Annotated in this window: 12 protein-coding genes; 2 read left to right on the plus strand and 10 right to left on the minus strand. The window is 40.3% G+C overall.

What is annotated here, in order from left to right:
- Window positions 1-16 precede the first annotated feature (16 nt).
- The 9 genes from ACWU4D_RS17895 to ACWU4D_RS17935 all read right to left on the minus strand — a co-directional run bounded on the left by ACWU4D_RS17895 (window position 17) and on the right by ACWU4D_RS17935 (window position 14961).
- On the minus strand, window positions 17-1468 hold the full coding sequence (locus tag ACWU4D_RS17895; RefSeq protein ID WP_456052817.1) for an ethanolamine ammonia-lyase reactivating factor EutA: 1452 nt from the start codon (window positions 1466-1468) through the stop codon (window positions 17-19).
- 453 nt (window positions 1469-1921) lie between these two features.
- Window positions 1922-5242 carry a glycoside hydrolase family 3 N-terminal domain-containing protein gene (locus ACWU4D_RS17900; protein WP_456052818.1) on the minus strand — a complete coding sequence of 1107 codons (3321 nt, stop codon included), beginning with the start codon at window positions 5240-5242 and terminating at the stop codon, window positions 1922-1924.
- A 725-nt stretch (window positions 5243-5967) separates the two neighbouring features.
- Window positions 5968-6969 carry a LacI family DNA-binding transcriptional regulator gene (locus ACWU4D_RS17905; protein ID WP_456052819.1) on the minus strand — a complete coding sequence of 334 codons (1002 nt, stop codon included), beginning with the start codon at window positions 6967-6969 and terminating at the stop codon, window positions 5968-5970.
- A 348-nt stretch (window positions 6970-7317) separates the two neighbouring features.
- Window positions 7318-8805 carry a diguanylate cyclase domain-containing protein gene (locus ACWU4D_RS17910; RefSeq protein WP_456052820.1) on the minus strand — a complete coding sequence of 496 codons (1488 nt, stop codon included), beginning with the start codon at window positions 8803-8805 and terminating at the stop codon, window positions 7318-7320.
- Window positions 8806-8809: 4 nt separating this feature from the next.
- The gene (locus tag ACWU4D_RS17915; RefSeq protein WP_456052874.1) at window positions 8810-9286 is read right to left on the minus strand and encodes a hypothetical protein; all 477 of its coding nucleotides are present in this window, start codon (window positions 9284-9286) and stop codon (window positions 8810-8812) included.
- A 616-nt stretch (window positions 9287-9902) separates the two neighbouring features.
- Window positions 9903-12023, minus strand: coding sequence for a TonB-dependent siderophore receptor (locus ACWU4D_RS17920; protein ID WP_456052821.1), 2121 nt, complete (start codon window positions 12021-12023; stop codon window positions 9903-9905).
- Between the two features lie 206 nt (window positions 12024-12229).
- Window positions 12230-12994 (minus strand): Fe(3+) dicitrate ABC transporter ATP-binding protein FecE, encoded by a 765-nt coding sequence (fecE, locus tag ACWU4D_RS17925; RefSeq protein ID WP_456052822.1) that lies wholly within the window; start codon window positions 12992-12994, stop codon window positions 12230-12232.
- Window positions 12991-13962, minus strand: coding sequence for an iron chelate uptake ABC transporter family permease subunit (locus ACWU4D_RS17930; RefSeq protein ID WP_456052823.1), 972 nt, complete (start codon window positions 13960-13962; stop codon window positions 12991-12993). Before ACWU4D_RS17930 ends, fecE begins: the two co-directional genes overlap by 4 nt.
- Entirely contained in the window at window positions 13963-14961 is a 999-nt protein-coding gene (locus ACWU4D_RS17935; RefSeq protein ID WP_456052824.1) for a FecCD family ABC transporter permease, read from the minus strand.
- A gap of 316 nt (window positions 14962-15277) precedes the next feature.
- Here ACWU4D_RS17935 and ACWU4D_RS17940 point away from each other — a divergent pair, with 316 nt between their 5' ends.
- Window positions 15278-16195, plus strand: coding sequence for a Fe(3+) dicitrate ABC transporter substrate-binding protein (locus ACWU4D_RS17940; protein WP_456052825.1), 918 nt, complete (start codon window positions 15278-15280; stop codon window positions 16193-16195).
- Window positions 16196-16587: 392 nt separating this feature from the next.
- The gene (locus ACWU4D_RS17945; protein WP_456052826.1) at window positions 16588-17511 is read left to right on the plus strand and encodes a helix-turn-helix domain-containing protein; all 924 of its coding nucleotides are present in this window, start codon (window positions 16588-16590) and stop codon (window positions 17509-17511) included.
- Between the two features lie 89 nt (window positions 17512-17600).
- On the opposite strand, the gene ACWU4D_RS17950 is transcribed toward ACWU4D_RS17945, so the two are convergent.
- Complete coding sequence (locus ACWU4D_RS17950; protein WP_456052827.1) at window positions 17601-20759, minus strand: HD domain-containing phosphohydrolase; 3159 nt, start codon at window positions 20757-20759, stop codon at window positions 17601-17603.
- Window positions 20760-20792 lie beyond the last annotated feature (33 nt).

Raw genomic sequence — 20792 nt, forward strand, 5'->3', positions numbered from 1 at the left:
AAACAAACCTTAATTTCTAATATATACCGTAAAATGAAACGGGAACAACACCACGATAAGAACTGCCAACATTGACAAACTGAGCATTACGATCTGGAATTTCATCAATAATCATTAACTTATGCATTGACTTCCCCCAACCGGTTGCATAGTTACCAAGCGCTTTACCAAAATTTCCAGGAACCAAAATAACCAACGGTAGATCCGAGGTCAGGGTGTTTAATGCATCCCCTATTCTCAAACCTAGTGTTTTAATCTCTTCAAGAGTTGCAGGAATTGGCGACTCATTTTCTTGAGTTTTTGACGAAACCATTTGAATACATGCTTTACCACTTCTAGCTCCAACCACGGAAATAGCATTCAAAATTTCCTCCATATCACAAGTCATACTTAGGCGAGCGACAATCGGAACATCGTTTAAAGGTAACGCAGTGTAATCGGGTATGAATAAGGTCGAACCTGAGATTTCGGTATTATGTAGAGTAAGCCCGTAAACGGTTGCTCTCCCCATATTCTCAGGTCGTAAGCTATTGATGTGACTAGAAAAGAAAGGGTCAGCTATTAAACGAAGAGCTAAATCAACCCCAAGATCACCATAATAAGTTGTATTAGGTACAACTTCACCTGCTGTTATTTGATAAATCAACTCTCCAACACCACCAGAAAATGTAATCAATGGTGTTTGGTTATTCTCAGGAAGAATGAATGGAGTCTGGCAAAGTTGTTCACCAAGAAAGTTAGAAAAATAAGCTTGCTGACCATTAGCAATGGCTTTTAAAGCTTCGACATAAATATCTAATATTTGATCAACCGTAGTTGGCTCTAACTCCTCACCCAGTAGAGCATCACTGCCCAACTGATTTAAAATTGCTCGCCCATAATCAGAGATATTAATTAAACAGTATGTACCTGGCTTAAACTGGAAATGTCGTGCTCCAATATAGAAGCACCCTGTCGTTTTAACATGACCATTTACTCCAGCGGCAGGGTTCGTTGTTCCCCCGCCAATATCAAGATTAACTAAAGTACGGTCGCTATAATGACGAGAAAGAAGTGTGGAGCACCCCATAAATGCAAGCCAGGACTCTAGATTAGGATCATCAACGGTCGCAATCACCGCCTCTCCAATTCGTTCCTTGACGAGTTTAGCAATATGATCAGCGTTACTTCGCAATGCAGCAAGTCCCGTGATAATGACACCACCCGAAAATAGGTTTTGGTCTTGTTCTAACCAACTATCTAAAAGTTTAGCAATGGCTGTAGCATCTATCTCACCGTCCTTAAAAGGAGTAAATTCCACTTGTGAACGATAAACAACTTCCGGATCAGAAAAGGCCATACGACCAGTAATTGAATTCAATCCAACACCAGCAACAGCTACCATTGCGCTGCTAGTAGTAGAACCAAAGTCCATACCAATCATTTTTACCTGATCTTTCTTATGTTGAACCAGACTATCTTGCTCCATAAACAACCAGTGATTAATGCTATATAACGTGATAAAAGCATTAATCGTGCCATAGAGATTAATTTATAATTAAAGAATGAGAACTAATAGTCGCTAAATCAGATTGTTAGTGATGGTATCGATGCTTGAACCTCCAAATTGTATACGTTTACATCAATGAATGTATAAAAATAAGTACTTACTAAATGTAGGTTTATTTTGATGTGTACTAAATATAAAACTAACCTGATGTTTTCCTTATAAGTAAGCGCTTTTTACTTAACTTGTTAAAATGCACAATTATCGACGGTGTATTGCACTATTTCAGTTACATTCGATACAAACTAATTGCTCGCAATCTAATCACTTCCTACTAGAGTTACAGTAAGAAATGACAAATAAAAATGAACCACCAGGTTTAACCAGTGGTTCATTGTTCATCAAGCGATTATGGCTTTATGCTCGTCTAAGTTGTTATTTTATTAAAGTAAGGTTTTTAACTTTAAATTCAACACCAGCCTGAGATTGCCCCCAAGAAGGTAATATCGCAAGAGCTCTGTTTACCGCCTCAATGTCCAACGTTCCATCATTAAGTTCGCTAACATTGATTGAGATGTTATGCAATGTTCCGGTCGGATAGTTCTCCCGAGAGAGCAGATAGTCATCTCCGGTTCCGCCATCTTCCGACTCGAGTTTAATGGTTAAACCTGTTGTTTCATTTTCACCGTCATTTGCAGGCGTTCCGTAAGTTTCAATCAATAAATCGAAGTTAAGCGTTCCATCAACATAGTTACTTAAGTTTTGCGTATTACCATCTATATAAACAATGCCTTTGTAGCTTTCGGGACTTGTAGAATCATAAGCAACAGATAAGATTGTTTCACCATCAATCATTTCAGTACTATATGTTACGTGCCCATCAATACTAGACCAGTCGTCTGTCGTCGCTTGATAATCACTTAAGCCTGTCCACGTATCAAAAACATTTACTTCATCTAAATCTAAAGGGGTCAACCCTTCTCCAACAAGTTCCTCACAAGAAACCGCATCTTCAGCGGCATCTTCCGAAAGAGGTACATAGCGAATGTTACCGAGGTTCATGCTCACAGCATCTCCACTTTGTAGTAAGAACGGTTTATCTGTGAGGCTAAAACTCATTCCTTCGTCTTCAAAGCACGTTAACGGTATTTTAACGGTATCCCACTCAGCATCCCCGTCTACACGAACGTCTGGTAAGACACGCCAAATGTCAACGCTACCACGACAAGGATATCCACAGTCAGTTGCCAAAATCATAGATTCTGGTGCTTCTGATAACATCTGTACATCAAATTGAAGTGTGGCTTCAGCATTGATATAAGAATTGAGATCAGTGTATTCGTCACCGTTAGATAGTTCGATAAATATCTCTGCAGAACTATCGGGGTAATCATCTGTCACACCACTAAATTCAAGCTTTAGAGCATCTTGTTGGAATAAGTAATTGATTGGTGTTGTCGTCAGTGTACCTATCGATGTTTCAGTTCCATTCGAAACATTAACTGAAGACCAACCATTGGTCTCTCCAGCCATGCGGGCTGTGTAATCACCACTTGCTTTGGCATTGTAGAGTTCTAATACACTCGTCGCCGTTGTTGAATCTGGTTCTGATTGACCACAACCGTAATCACGATAATCAAGAGGGATATCATTAAGATCCGTTTCAACCCCTTGTGTGGTACTGGAGGCATAACCTAAGCCGTAACCATATGGGAATAAAGGCTTATTCTCTCTTTCAATATCTTGTTCGATTAGCTCTCCTGTCATTCCGTCTACCGGAGTGGTGTAATCTTCGATATTTGGAGCGTGACGGTTAATGGTTGTAGAACATACATTCATTGGCCACGAATAAGATAGACGACCTTTAAAATCAGCTCCATCTTCGGCAAATAAAACATCTGTAATACCACCTGCTTCTGTACCAGGTAACCAAGCAGCGACAAATGCATCGGACGCGTTAATCTCTTCGTTTACATAGAGCGGACGTCCTGAGTAGAAAACAGTAACCACTTTATGCCCAGCGTCTTTCATTTCTTGAACTGTTGCTAAATCGGCGGCGTAAGTCGAGTCAAGTGACGAAAATTCGAGTGTTTGGTTGGCGTCAATATCCCCGTACATTTCAGCATAGGGATCCTCTCCAATAACAACAATTGCAATGGCATCTTCCGGAGCCTCTGATTCGCTGGTATAAACATTTTCTGTACCAACAACATCCTGTAATGCCATCAACATAGTTGTTGCACCAGGGAAGTCGTCCTCAAGAGTGTTTTCAGTACCTTGCCAAGTTATGCTCCAGCCTCCAGTTTGCTTTTGGATATCATTGGCAGCGCTTCCGGCAATAATATAAGAAGCGTTTTTACTTAACGGAAGAACAGAGCCTTCATTTTTTAATAAAACCAATGACTCACTGACTGCTTGTCGTGCAATCGCTCTATGCTCGTCTGATCCTAAAACACTTTCATCCCCTGCCAATTCTCGCTGAGAAGGTTTAGGTTTCTCCCAAAGATTTGCACGCATCTTCACACGCAGGATGCGGGTAACCGCATCATCAATACGATCTATGGAAATAGTGCCATCATCAACTTGATCAATAACATTCTGGTAGAAAGCTTTCCAATCGCTATTTGAAGTGACCATAAACACGTCATTACCCGCGTTCACAGCCTCCGGACAATTAGCAGAAGTACAACCATTAATCTCCGATTGGCCATTCCAGTCGGTAACAATTAACCCATCAAAACCCATTTTATCTTTAAGTATATCGTTGAGCATATACTTGCTGCCATGGAGCTTGTAGTTGTATTCACCCGTGCCAGTCTGGTCATAGTTCGCATCGTTGTGCCATGAGTTAAACGAACTCATCACCACCTGTGCACCTGCCTCTAAGCCTGAGAAATATCCTGTTGCCATAATATTTCTCAGGTATTCTTCGGTATAGTGATTTTCACCACGGTCTTCGCCATTGAACGTACCACCATCACCAACCCAGTGCTTAACGTTGGAGATAACATTGCGCTCTCCTTTAAGCCCTTGAGCGCCGCCTTGTAAACCTTCCACCATTCTTCCAGCGTATTGATAAATAATTTCAGGATCTTCAGAGTAGCCTTCATAAACTCGGCCCCAACGATAATCTCGTGGAGAAGCAACCGTTGGTGCAAACGTCCAGTCAAGACCGGTCGCAACAATCTCTTCTGCTGTAGCCTCACCAATACGCTCAATTAAATCCGGGTTATTTGCAGCACCTAATCCAATATTGTGAGGAAAAACCGTTGCACGATATACATTGTTATGACCATGAACGGCATCCGTTGCCCACATAAAAGGAATTCTAAACCCACGTTCTTCATATGCTTCATCTACTGCATCGTAGTATTGATCCGCCATATCAGCCCAATCTTGTGCTGTTGCGTATTTATCATCGTTAGGCCAACCACCGCCACCATTTAAGAGCGAACCTAACTTATACTCTTTCGCTTCTTCTGGTGTAACTTCACGTAGATCTGGTTGGATCATTTGTCCTACTTTTTCTTCGAGAGTCATTTGACTGAGGATATCAGCGATAAACGCTTCTATATCTTCGTCCTGTGGGATAGCACTAGAAATACTAGGCCAATCATCATAATAGGGAACTTTAGATACAACCGAATTCTCAGACGAAGAGTTAGATGAGGCGTTATCTGAGCCATTATCGAGGTTACAACCAGATAACAATGCCAAAGATATAAGGCATGATAGTGTTGTTCTTTTGTAATTCATAACATCCACCGAAGTTTAATATGCTAATTAACGTGAAGGTAATAAACAGATCCCCTCTGCTTATCTTGATAAAAAGTCGAATATCTTTGAACGCGTTAGCTTACAAATTAGTAACACCACATCAGTCATTCCCACACAAAAACTCAGCTAGAAATAAAAGATTTAACAGCTCCAGAAATGAAACCGCTCCCAAAAAAATAAAATAAAAACAACAAATAGGAAAAGTGTTAACCAAGGTAAAAACACACAACAATTCAGCAATAAACTCCTTATATAACAAACATTAAATAATAAATCTTGAAAAATAATATAGTCGACATAGGATTAAAACAAGTGATAAACATCACAATTAAATGGAACCGATCCTAAATGAAAAATTAAAATATCATCTTAAAAACATGAAAAACTCTATTTTTTGGCTATATTTATATAAAAACAAAAGAAACCGCTCCCACGAAAATCTCGAAATTACACTAACACACCTCAGCGTTACACTAAGTTACAGTGGCTGTGATATTGCACTCAAAACGAATTGAAGTTAATAGATAGCATTCATCTACTTGTAGCTATTACCGTTGGATAGGTTCACTGATCATGATTAAAATGCTAATTTTGTGACGGAAAGCACTAGTGTAAAAATATTGGGTAGTAAGGTGGTGAACCTAGTAAAGGTAGGAAAATTGAAAGTAGTTTGCTTAGAGCGAAAAGCTCAAAATACCTCAGCCTTAACGATTAACTTTTCTTACGGAGTCTCTAATAACTAACTCTGGAATTAACTTCTGTGGCATCGAATAATCCATATTCTTAATTAGAGAAAGGACTTTTTTTGCTGCTTCAATACCCATTTCTTTGACTGGAAAATTAATCGTGGTTAATTTGGGATCAGTATGAGCACTAAATATACTATTGTCGAAGCCTACAACAGAAATATCATCACCAATGGTTATCCCCCTTTGTTTTAACACATCATAAACCCCAAGAGCTATATGATCATTCTGGCAAAAAATAGCTGTCATATCTGTATTTCGATCGAGTAACCGATTAGGCGCGATATCGTTATTAGCCATGCAGAAGTTCCCCTCAACAACTAACTTAGCATCATACTCAATGTCATATTCAGCCAGTGCTTTACGATATCCTAGTAGCCGTTCTCTACTATCACGTGAACGCAAAGGCCCTGTAATGCAGCCTATCCTTGTATGACCATTTTCAAGTAGATGTTGAGTAGCAAGATACCCTCCCAATTCATCATCCAAACAAATACAATTTTCAGCGATTTCAGGAATAGAGTGATTAAGTAGAACCGTCGCTGGTATCTCTTTTACGATTTCTAATATGTCATAATCCGATAACTCTCCAGAATGAAGAATAAGACCATCTACTTGTTTCGACTTAAAAAACATAATGGAGTCGACTTCTCTGTCCCATGACTCCTGCCCGCTTGTCGCAATAAGATATAACTTCTCCTGACGAACGATTTGTTCCGCCGTACTCACAAGATATGAATAAAATGGGCCAGCAATAGTTTCAACTAGCATTCCGATGCAATTTGAGCGATTAGAAGCTAGGGCTTGAGCGGAAGCGTTTGGTCGATAGTCCAACTGTGTAATCACCTTGAGAACCTTTTCTCTCGTCTCTTCTGAAACACTAGGATGATTATTTAAAACGCGTGAAACCGTTGATTTTGATACTTTGGCAAGCTCACACACTTCTTTAATAGACGACAAACGAAATTCTCCGTAAATATTAGTTTTCTTAATCCATATAATAATATAGCAACTTAAGATAACTAGTAACTCATTCGAGTAATCGGCTTACTACCCGAAAGCCCTTACAATAGACTAAGACAATAAGTAAATACAGTTTGATTAATTACTACGCTTACTCTATTCAACGATTCGATAGCGACGGCAGCATAAAAAATCCGCCGAGATTATCGGCGGATTTATTTTTTTCATTTATTTTTCTAAAGAGTATTTACACATTGATGGTTTTAATATGATTCATCCAACCAAAGAGCTTTTTACACTCCTACTGATATATTCTTATTTAACCAGAACAACAACGACAATGCTCTAGCACTGGCTCTTGCCATCTATAGACAGAGATGAACTCACCATTACCGTATTTCGCCCTAGAGCTTTCCCTTGATATAACTGCTTATCTGCTTCAGAAAGAGCTTGTGTTAGTGCTTGTTCTGATTGAGAAAGGGTCACAGAACGCTGCTGAGAAATAATAGGAACAGCACCAATAGATACAGTGACTATTCCATATGGATCATTACTTGTATGAGGAATACCAAGCTCCAGCACTGCTAACCTCAACTCGATCACTCTTTGCTTCAGTGCTTCTTTCTCCTTTCCTGATAATAGAAAAACAAACTCCTCTCCTCCCAGACGGCACCCAAGCTCATTTGGTTTCAGTAAACTGTACATACTGTTTGCAACGTCAGTGAGAGCATTATCACCCTCAGTATGCCCATAAGTATCATTAAAGCGCTTAAAATTATCGATATCACATATCACAACGTAAACAAGATTACCGTTCGACAATGTATCTTGGACTCGCTTGGCACCATATTTCTGATATTTAAAACGAGAGCCGATACCGGTTAAAGGATCCGTTTCTGTTTGATTGTGAAGAATTCGTAACTGATTTTTAATTTTAGTAATCAAGCTTGAATAAGAACGAGCTAAGTCACCAATTTCGTCTGCTCGTCTAATTTCAGGAATTTTAGACTGGTCGATAGTTTCAATGTCTTGCTTCATTGATATCGCCAATACTTTTAGCGGGCTCACAAGCCAAAATGTGATGATATAGATGAGAATGAATGAAGCAAGTATCGCAATAGTCGCTTCTTTTACGACATTTATTAGCAAGTTGGTTTTGATTGTCTTCAGTTCAGTGGCATCAATAGTAGCCTTAAAAAGCCCACCATTTTGATTACGCAGTTTTATTTGTACATACAACAAAGCATTGCTTTCATCGAGATAATACGAATTTGTTCCCATAGACTCTGGTGCTTTGGGGATTAACAGGGATTGTAATTCAATGCTCTCAATTGTTCCTTTGAGATCCTGCTTTATTTTATTGATGAGGTGGTGAAGTTTTTTTATATGAACGGTATTGGTTTCTGATGTTTTATCAAGCGAACGTTCTAATTGCTCTAACTGGGTAGAAAGTTGAATAGCATCTTGTTGAGTCAAGTCTAATCGCCAACCTTTACTTTTCTCAATCGAATATCTAACTTTGACTTTACTATCTAAATAGTCGCTGGTTCCGGAGATTTCAGCGAATTTCAGATTGGGAATAGCTTTCAAGTTATCGAGTGTTGATTGCATCAATAAATTCGCATAATTTCGCCCAGCAACCGAACCAGAGAAAAATGTATTATACGCAGATAAATGACTGGCTGACATGTCTGCTAGATATTCAACTTTTGTCTCCCAGTCACTTTGATATCGAGAGTACGACATCCCCAGAATAATAGACATCACAAGCACTAAATGCGAAACAAATAGCATTTGGTTTATTGTCAACCAACCAAACAGCCTATCACTCATAGCTTTAGTCTTTTATATCAATATAAGAACTTAAAACAGGCTCTGTACACGTACCATTGATACAAATATCTTTATACGTTGAATGACAACTTTCGCAGAAACTAGGTTCTAGGGAAGGATGCATTGAGCTTGTATCGTGACCATTACGATCATAACTTCCGTACAAAGGCATGCCACCAAGATGCTCAGTCACCCAGATGATCCCTTGCGCTTCGGAAACAGCAACAACAGTAGGGCCATCACTATAAGGACCATGTGTTTTATATTGTTCTAGTTTTTCTGGATTCACTCGAATCGTCAGAGGAGAGCCCTGTCCATTATTAATCCACGCATAAGCTCGAACCGACTCTTGAATAAATAATGATGTATTTGGCGGCAGGACAGTATCGGCAGGAAGATTCATCGACTCTTTCACTACTGGCCATTTTTCCCATCCTTCTGGATAGCTTGCGTTCGATTCAGCAAAAGTTTTATTGGCCATTATCAATAATGAGCAAATGAAGATCAGCTCGGAAATACCTTTCATATTAACCCTTAAATCCATTTGGGATTGTGTCGAACTTTTTCACAAACAAATATGAAAAAGTAAAATAATAAAACATCATATTAATAAATGATTTAACTCGTAAGTTTCCGTTATATTTTTGGCATATAAGTCTCACGATGTTATTAAATGTAGTACATTTTCCAAAAAAATAAGCCAGATAAGCAGGAATGTGCAAACTATCCTATAGATAATTTAGTTATTACTTAAATTTTGTTTATCTATATCTAAATTTGGAGAATGCATATGGGGTTGATATTTATCATCAACCAAGGAACCAATGCATCTTCATCCCTATCTCCCAGAAAGTCAGTGCAATAGATCAAGACAATAAGCAAATACAGTTTATTTCATTACTACATCTACTCTATTAAGAAATTCGATAGCATAAAAAATCCGCCAAGATCATCGGCGGATTTAATTTTTTCATTTATATTTTTCTAGAGAGTATTTACACGTTGATAGTTTAAGATGATTCATCCAACCAAAGAGCTTTTTACACTCATTCTGTCACATTGAATAACCAAGCTTTAACCTACCAACCTACAACGATTTAAAACTGATACGCCGCTTTTAAGTAAAGGCGACGTCGTTCACCGATAATAGCGCCAGAGGTTGAGTTAAACCCAGCAATCGCATACTCCTCGTCAAACAGGTTTTTAACGTTTGCTTGAAACTTCCACTGATTCCAATTGGTCTGCCAAGACATATCATAAATGGTGTAAGGCTTAATTGTATTCTCATTACGATCAGTTTGCTCACTGACATAATCCGCACCAAACGCGATTGAAGAATTAAGACTTGGTAATTCATAGCGAGTCCATACACCTAATTGGTTGTGTGGCGAGTTTGAAAGTGCACGCAATGAGTCATCACTATCTGAAACTTCTAAATCATTATATGCATAACTTATATTCGCGACCCAAACCGGTGTGATTTGTGCCAAAGCATCTAACTCAAATCCCTGGCTGCGTATTTCTCCAATTGCCACATTGTAATCATCATCAATCGGATCTTCGGTTACGATGTTGTTTTTTACGATGTGATAAACCGCTGTGTTCAAGCTTAAGCGATGATTAAATAAATAAGAGCGAGCGCCTATCTCAAATTGTCTATTCTCTTCAGGGTCAAATAAGCTGCCATCTTGTGAATCAAGCTGATCAGATGCGCTTTGCGGTGTAAGGCCTGTAGAGTAGGAAGCATAAGGTTTAAATTGATGACTGACTTCATACGTTGCCCCAATTCGAGCAGAGTACCCTACATCGTGATAGGATGCGTTATCACTTCCATCATCGTTATCAACAACATTTTCATCAACATAATCAACTCGACCGCCCGCAACAATATTAAGCCTGTCTGTCGTTTGCCATTGGTCTTGGATATAAATACCCACTTGATTAAGATCGGTCGAACGATCTCGGTTTAATGACATAGAGTACGCACTGATATCATCACCGTAAGTCGGGTCAGAAAGGAATAAGTTAGAAGGTGTAGAAGCGGTACCATCACTGTTTCCAGAATAATAGAAAACCTCATCTTCATTGGCGAAATGATAATCTGCTCCGATCACAACCGTGTGGTCACCACGCTCGGCGACAAAAGATGAAGCAAGGTCTAGACCCTTGTAATATCGAACTTGGTCTTGATAACGACGCGTCACATAGTCATTAGAATCATCCGCGTCATCGGAGTAAACTAAACTTCTTGCTTGATGAAATTTAATCACCTCTTTCGTATCGTACATACGAATTGAAAAATTACCGTCTAGCCAGTCATTGATGGAATGCTCGAGATTCGCTTGGATAATATCAGATTGAAACTTTTGATAATCAGAAGGCTCATTGCTGCTCCAAGATGTATCCGCTAAAAAGTTCCCATCAGAGTCGATCGGTACTCCTCTTAAGCGCTCTCCAAGTTGATAAAAGTGTGTGTACTGCAGTGTTAATGTTGAAAGATCATTAAGATCCCACGCATACCCAAGGTCGATAATAAGGTTATCTTCTTCAACGTTATTCCGATACGAATCTTCACCACTTGAATAAATACCGACTCGATAACGTTGTGACGCATCGGCATTTGCTGGCCCCGACGTTTCAACACTCCCGCTTAGAAAATCTTTATTTCCAGCCGTAAGCTCAACGGTGGTTTGTTGCTCAAAGCTTGGTTTTTTAGTCACATAGTTAACAACACCACCAGCCTCACCAGCACCATATAACGCACCAGATGGCCCTTTTAGCACTTGAACCTGGTCGATATTAAACAACTGAGGAACTGTAAAGGTTCTGAACGGGTCACCCTTAACACCATCGTAAAGCACTTGGCTCTCTTGTTCGAAGCCTCGTACCTTCATAACCCCATAATTGAAATAGGATACGCCCGATAAAGAACGGAAAAGATCCGTTACTTCATTAGCAGCTTGGTCGGCTATCAAATCGTGAGTCAGAATTTGCATTGACTGAGGTGATTTATCAACCGGAGTCTCAGAGCGAGTACTCAAAGACCCTTCCTCGGCCTGATAAAGCGTCAACGCCCTGCCGGTTACCACTAGAGTTTCAGTATCATCCGTTGATGGTGTTTCTTTTATTTCACTACCCGCTTCCTCCGCGAAAACCATAGGAGAAAAAGAGATTACACCTAAGAATTGCATTGCAATTATCGATTTTTTTAACCGCATTATATTACGTCACCATTGAAGACAAATTTTGGTCAATAATACACTCAAATGATAATAGTTTTCAATATTATTATCATTTGTATTAATAAAATATGGTGTCATTTACAGGGAGGTTTTGTTGGTCATAATTTGAGTAGTTCTGAGCTATTCATTGTGATAAAAACGCCAGAGAGCATGAGAGATGATTTCACACTCATACTCAACTATCAAAGCGCGATACACATTGGCGATCCGCTGACAGGGTCCGTAATAACTTTGGCCTTTAAGGAAAAAACCTCAGATAAAAGCGCTTCTGTAAAAACCGTATTCGGGTCACCTTGTTGAATTAAGTTTCCACCTTTTAGCACCACTAAATGATGACAATATCGACACGCTTGGTTTAAGTCATGTAAAACAACAACGACTGTTTTTCCTTTATCATTAAGCTGTTGCATGATATCCATCAATTCAACCTGATGAGATAAATCCAAATAGGTCGTCGGTTCATCCAGTAAGACAATCGGAGTGTCTTGTGCGAGCACCATTGCTATCCAAGCTCGCTGCCTCTGCCCTCCAGAAAGCAAATCAACGTTCACATCAGCAAGCTCAATCACGCCCGCTTCTCGCATCGATGACTCAACTACTTCCTTATCTTTTTCCCCCAATCTTCCCCAATGTGAAACATAGGGAGAGCGGCCATATTCCACTAATCTTCGAACCGATACCCCTTCAGGTGTTGTCAAAATTTGCGATAACATTGAGACTTCACGAGCTAAAGCCTTATCTCCATAAGATGATAATGGCTTCTCATACAACATAATGTCGCCAGAAGTGGGCTTTTTTATACGTGATAATGCTTTTAATAAAGTCGACTTACCGCATCCATTGGGTCCAATTAATGCCGTAATTTTCCCAGCCGGAATGCTAAAAGAGAGATCGTGAATAATTGTTGTTTTCCCATAAGACACTGAGAGGTTTTTTGTCGTGATCATTGCCAGCCCCTATATCGGCGCAACAGAAAAATAAAATAAGGCGCGCCGATCAAAGAAGTCAGTACACCAGCAGGAAGCTCTAGTGGTGGTTGAATGCCTCTTGCCACCGTATCTGCTGCCAATATCATCAGTGCACCAATCGCCGCTGCGCCAGGGATGATCATTTTATGAAAGTGACCAAACAGAAATCGAGATAAATGCGGCGCTAAAAGCCCAACAAAGCTAATGGTTCCGCAAATAGAAACACTTATGGCGGTTAACAATACTGCAAGGACAAGCGCATACACTTGAACTTTTTCCGGGTTAGTTCCCAATGTTTTTGCCGATGATTCCCCGAGCCCAAGGATATCTAACCGCCACGCTAACCAAAACGCAACCGGCAATATCACAACCAATGATGCCCACAAAAATGGCACTTGTGACCAATTTCTTCCCCATAAACTCCCAGTAAGCCATACCATCGCGGTATTGATCTCAATAGGATGGACGATCAGGAGATAGTCGATACAACTTGCAAGAAACGCGCTAATCGATATACCGATCAAGGCCAAACGTGATGGTGTCGGATTACTCAACTTTGCTATGAAGGCGATGATAATAGCGGTCATGATTCCGCCACCCATACTACTAAGAGATAAAACAAATAGTGAGGAGTCGGGCTTCAACACGAGCAAAGTGGTAGCTGCCAACCCTGCGCCAGCACTGACCCCCATAAGGTCCGGTGACGCTAACGGGTTTCGAATCACACCTTGAACCAACACCCCCGCAATACCAAGACCCGCTCCCACACCCAATGCTAAAACGATTCGAGGCAGTCGATATTGATTGATAATAAAGTCAAACTCCCCCCCAAAAAGAAGGGTTTGATACACTTTTTCGAACGATAAATTCGATGCACCAACCAAAAGCGCAAAAACAGATGTTGCCAATAAAACACCAAACAACGCTGTCATCTTTACTGAACTCATCTATCGCACTCCTCGAACAGCGAGGATGACAAATACCGGCGTACCGATGAGAGCCGTTAATACCCCAACCGGAGTCTCAGTTGGAAAAGAGATCGACCGAGATAAGGCATCGGAGAAGGTGATTAGAGCGGCACCGGCAAATGCACATGCAGGAATCAGCACCACGTAATTATTTCCAACTACTCTTCTAGCAATATGCGGCACCAATAACCCAACAAACCCGATTGGGCCGGCGACCGAGACACTCGACGCAGTGAGCAAAATAATCGCAACACAAGACAGAAATCGAGTTCGAGATAAATTTAAACCCAAACTTACCGCTTTCTCATTTCCTAAAGAAAGGAGGTTGAGCTGACGTGCAATCAAAAACGCAATAACATGCCCTAATACGGATGCAGGCCACATTGCATTCCACTCATGCCAAGTCACGCTTGCAAGGGATCCTGCAAGCCAATTAATAACGCTAAATGCCTTATCATCGGCAATGATAACCGAGGCTCGGGTGATCCCAACCAACAGCGCATTGATTGCAACACCGGCCAAAACGAGTTTTATCGGGTGAGGCTTATCATCTAACACTCCGCCAAGGAGCATCACTAGCCCGCCACTCACTATCCCGCCTATCGCCGCAACCATCAAACTAGGGAGTTGATCAAGCCCAGCAAACCCAATGCTCGCCAACGCCATCACACATGCAGCCCCAGAGTTAATACCCAAAATAGAAGGAGAAGCCAGAGCATTTTGACTTAACCCCTGCATAACAACACCCGCTATCGCTAACCCAGACCCAATTAATATGCCGGCTAACGCTCTAGGCATCCGAATCGATTCTATAATTTGTAACTCGACACTGGAATCTGGCGCCATTAAAAAGTAATCCACAACATGCCCTATATGTAAGGGAAAGCTTGAATATCCGATTAATGAACAACAAAAACCAACACCCACTAACAAGCCTAGAGTGAGCCAAATCACCGAATGTTTAACTGGGAGTGTCATGAGAAAGTCGTTGATCTCAACGCATGGAAAACTTGGGAAAAATACTACTCTTCTTGATAATGATTATCAATAAAGGTGAGTGGTATTTTTTAAAAGAATGAAAGACAATTAAATTTATTAATTATCAAATAGTTAACAAAACTACCACTTAACTTTTACATGATAATAGATATGATAATCATTATTATTTGCTTGTATGGAGTTTTAGTATTAGGATCGAAGATCGGCTTGTGCGATTAATAAAATGATATTCGCCATATCAACAACACCCCTTTTTTACGCGAATCAAACACCACACTCTTTCTGGCTCAATATTATGAAAAAATTCAAATCTCCTGCATTTCTTAACCTATGGCCTCTCGTTCTAACTTTATGCATTGCTTCAGCACGAGCAGAAAACCGGGTGGTTAAGCACGAACTTGGTGATCTTACATTGGAGAAAACGCCGACACGAATCGTCGTACTTGAATACTCATTTATCGATGCGTTAGCTGCGATAAGAATCTCCCCCGTCGGCATTGCTGATGATAAACAAGAAAACAGAGTGATTTCTCAAGTGAAAGCGCTCATTCAACCGTGGACATCAGTAGGTCTGCGATCTCAACCTAACTTAGAAGTCATCGCTGGCCTCAAACCCGACTTAATTATTGCCGATCTTCATCGACATAAAATTAGCTACGGGGATTTATCCAAAATAGCACCAACGATGTTGCTGAAAAGCCGCGGTGAGACTTATCAAGATAGCTTAGATTCAGCCCTACTCATTGGCATTGCTGTCGACAAAGAAAAGGAAATGAGAGCACGTATTGAACGGCATAAAAAGCGCATTCAGGAATATAAATCAAAATTTAAGGATGTCGGATCCGTTCAGTTTGCAACCGTCAATGATAGAGGTATGTGGATGCACGGCCCACTTTCGTTCACGGGGAGTCTTATTGAACACCTCGGCTTAAAAACCGCGATTCCAAATTTACAAGATAGCCATATTCTACAGGCAAACTTGGAACTCTTTCTTCAAGCCAATCCTGACTGGCTATTTTATACAAAGAAAAAATCGGTAACCCTGTGGGACTCGTGGCAACAAAATCCATTATTTAATCTGCTTAAGATCAGTAAAACAAAACAAGCTTATCCTGTCTCATCTGAACTATGGTCTCTAAATCGAGGTATGTTAGCCGCTGAAGAAATTGCTGCGGAATTAGAACACTACCTTATTAGCGATCACCAACAATAGATTGGTGCTTTGAAGCAACACCTCCTACTCGAACTCAACTCAGCAGGAGGGACAATAAAGGGGTGTATGGCGTTGATTCCCCTTTACCGATCACAGCCACAATAAAAGCAAAAATATCAGCGGGAGACAGAGGTATAGCTCAATACCTCTGTCACATGTTGATTTCCATAGTTTCGATATTTTCACCCCAATCTGTTGTTGATATGTCTTTTGAGACTTATTAAAAAGTTCCAATTTTTTGTTTATTACCTTACAGCTGTGAACATCAAATTTTGTGATAGTGACTCTCATAGCGTGCGCTCCATGTTATTCCCAGCTATAGCTTTGACGATCGCCGGAAAAGATGGAATGATACGAATGAGATAAAAAATATGTTAATTGGGAATAGTGTTATGAAAAAGCCATGCTTTATTGTCGAAGATAATACTCACCATTTAGTCGGAAAAGCAGATTTTCCTGAGCCTTGTTCGTCGACAAATTCGGCAAGCCAAATGAACTTTTCCAGAACACTTGCCAATTCTAAAAGCTGGATTGGTTGTGGATACTTAACTAAGTCGCACAATCATTTAAAACATGAAAATATACGCTTTCCTTTTTATTCTCTGGTCATCGTTGTCGAAGGTTCTGGAGCGTTTGTTGATCTCAAAGGTAAGTCATATAAATTGGCGAGCAATTCCATCTTTCAAAGGCTTCCTGAAGAAGTCCATTCTTCTTACGTCGACGAAGGTACAGGATGGCGAGAGTATTATCTCGATTGTGACAAACACCTATATGAACACCTCGTGTCTTTGGGCGTTATTGATCCGATGCAGCGAGTCTTTTCTATGGACATTGACGCGTCATTGCTTGAGAAAATTGAAGCGCTTCTTGTGCGATTATCGGACGCTCAATACTCTGAATTGCCCGACGTGTATTTGGATTACTTAACCATTCTAAGACTTCTATTTTCAAGTTCGAGATCCAGAAAGCGAATTCTTGCGACGGATAAAATGGTCGACCAAGCCTGTCGAGACTTTGAAAATTTCTACGCGACACGTTTGCAACTTCGGGAGTATTGCGCTCAACAAGGTTGGGGATATGACAACTTCAGAAAGCGATTCAAAAAAGAAATGGGAACATCACCAAGCGAGTATTTAGTGCGTAAACGTATGGAAGTCGCCTGCCAACTCCTACGTTCCACTTCAAAACAAATAGCATTAATCGCATCCGAGCTCGGCTATGCTTCCCCATTTGAATTTTCAAATCAGTTCCACCGGCATTATGGAGTGTATCCGAAGCATTTTAGAAACGGAGAGAAAGGAACTTTTGAATTGTGAGTTGGTGAAGACTCTCTAAGCATGAATATGAATGACTAAGCCAAAGCGGTGACAATAAAGTCACCAATGTTGCTTCAAAAAACGCCCAGTTACACATACTGGCTAATATCAACCTCATCAATTTGAATGTCTGGCATGTATTTCTCTGCATATCGAATATGAATATCGTTCTTGAGCATCATCTCAAATAGGTCTCGGTCTAAACACTGTCGCTCTACCATTGAGTGTAAAATACCGATGGCTTCGCTGAGTTTTTTGGCGTCTTTATATGGGCGATCGGAAGCAGTTAATGCTTCAAACACGTCGGCTAAAGCCAAAATACGTGTCGCTACGCACAGGTCTTTTTTCTCCAGTTTTTTAGGATACCCTTTGCCATCGAGTGTTTCATGGTGACCGCCCGCAATTTGGGGGACACGTTTCAAGTCGTCCGTTAGTGGCAATGCTTCGAGCATTCGAATAGATGAAATAACATGCTCTCGGATTCGATATCGGTCTTCTTCTGTGAGCGTTCCACGGGTAATACATAAATTGTAAACCTCACCCAAGTTCGCTTGATAATCAGGTACGTAGATTTTAATATCCGATGAATTTCTCTCTTTTGGATGATGCGGCCAAATATAAAGGTGCTCTTGCTTATCAGCCAATAATTGTTCGACTCTTGGAGTGGTTTGAGGTGGCATATGACTAATGCGTTTCAACTCTTCAGGAGATAAACCCAAGCGATCATCTAAATTTCTAACCCAGGTTTGCGTCGCGATACTTCGAACTCTTTGAACATCGGAGTCACTCATTGATTCACCACCAATATTACATCGAGCAATAAACTCGAAATCATCAATGACCTGTTTACGCTGCTCTGAAAGTATCTGGTTCAGCTCTGTAGGATCTCCTCCCTCATGACGTTTTTTCCAATAATCAATTTCAATATCACGCAATAACACTTCAAAGCGCATTCTTATTTGATGAATTCGGTTATAAATCGCTTCTAATTTCGTACCTTTATCAACAATGTGCTCTGGTGTTGTGATTTTTCCACAATCATGCAGCCAAGCTGCTATTTCAAATTCACGCCACTCTTCATCGGTGGTCAATTTAAATGATTTTAGACCTTCTTCTTGGCTGTTATTTGCTTGTTCAGCCAACATCGTAGCTAATGCTGGCACACGTTCACAGTGATTCGCGGTATGAGGAGACTTATCATCGATCGCTTGAGCAATAAGTTTAATAAATGAATCCATCAATCGTTTTTGATTATCTTGAAATTGATCCAATGACACCGACATGGCATACATCGATTCGGAGAGATCATTAATTTCAACGATACGACTGTGAATACAAATAACTGACTTGAAATCACGCTGTTTTATTTTGGCGCTTTGCGACTGTAATGCCTTAATTGGAGAAAGAATGACATTAACAAAAATCAACAATATAGGAATGAGAAGCAGCATCACGATTAATGAAATAACCGTCGAGGCATTGACCTGCTGCATATACGGTTCATCAATAGTCTCCGTATCAACATAGAAGCCAATATAATGATTATCCTCAACACGCTGAACATATAACACGTATTCTCGGCCCGAAAAGTGGAACGTTTCCATCACTCGTTCGTCGACGTCGGACTTTTTCGCCATATTGACTAACTGCTCAAACGGTACAACACCGGCTTTAATTGAACGGGAAAAATTAGTACTTGAACCCTGCCCCATCCATTTTGTTTTCAACGCCAGGCTCTCTTCCTCAGTCATCGATTCAATGGCAAGATTCAATAAAGCTTGTAACCGAGAATTTTCACTGTGCACCAACATCGTTAAATCCTGATGAGCAAAGGCATTAAGCTCTTCTATCGCAGGGGAAACGGTTAGTTCATTCAACCAATATGTTTCGATTAAGTACTGAGCCACTTGCGTCGTTTCGAGAGCTGCATCAACCTGGTGGTGCTGCACAGCTTTGAGCGCCTCTAGACTGTCTTCCACTTCTAACAATTTAATATCGGGATGTTCTTGATTCAAAAGCTCAATTAATGACCACTCTTTCGGTATAGCCACCGTTTTACCTGATAACTGAGACAGATTTCTTACCCGAGGAAGCTCATTATTCGTAACTAAACTTGTGCTTAAACTGAGATAAGGTTGTGTGAAATGCCCCCAATTTTTACGACCTTCCGTTGGAAAAATTGAATGTATAATATCGACTTTATTATTTTGGTATAAATCAATAATGCCACTCCAATTATAGCCATTGGTATAGCGAACTTTCATTCCTAGTTTTGCTGCAACCAAATTTAAAAGATCAACAGAGTATCCTTGAGGGTGACCACTATAGGAAAAGTCAAAAGGTGGCCAGTTTAGCTGATTTGAAGCTGTTAACGGTCCTAAAGCCTTAAGATAACTTTTGTCCTCATTGGGTAGAGAAATCGATTGAACATTATTCAAAACAGAGTGATGAGTATTTGCAAATGAGTGCGCAGAAATCTGCCCATTTTCATTAAAAACCATCGCCGAGCCACTATTGAACACGCGATGATCACTTAAAAAACTCGACAGTGTTTGGTAAGTGATATCAACAGCAATGACAGACTTGCTTGTTTTTATTGTCTTAGCATAAGTAACGCCCGGTATTTGCAAATGAGCAAATAGGTAAGGGTCCGTACGAATACTCTCTTTACTTGCTAACGCTTCTTGATACCATGCTCTATCGGTTGCAAAATAATCACTATCAGCACTATATTGCCAAGTCATATTCAAATCAGTATCGTAAAACTGAAATAGACGTTTTCGTTGATTATTTCGCGAGAAATCCTTGATGACTAGCCAACGATCGCTCTTCGCTGCATCGTATTCTTGACGAAGTTCCTCTTCACTTTCTAAGTTAATAAGCTGATAGAGGTTATCATTTTCATAGCCCACGTAAATCGACTGTAAATATGGCTGTTCGCGCATCACCTCTAACATTAAGTGTGTCGCTGGGTGTAACTCATTAAGTGAAAAAGGCTTTTCAATATCAGGCAGGAAGGATAATAAACGTACAATACTCGTACTTTGACCATCGATAGAATGGAACCGTTCGCTGTATTTGTCCGCCACACTCTCAAACAAATTGGACGCAGCATCACGGGCTAACCCCTGGCTAAAATAATAATGCAGAGAGAGAGCAACGGAAACACAGATAGTGGTCAGAATCAAAAAGACAGCCGTGACCGTCACCCTAAGACTGAACGTTTTATTCTCAAGAAAACTTACCATATGATTCCCTTCCTAAAACCGTAGCACTTAACA

It is taken from the genome of Vibrio phycocola (assembly GCF_053850235.1).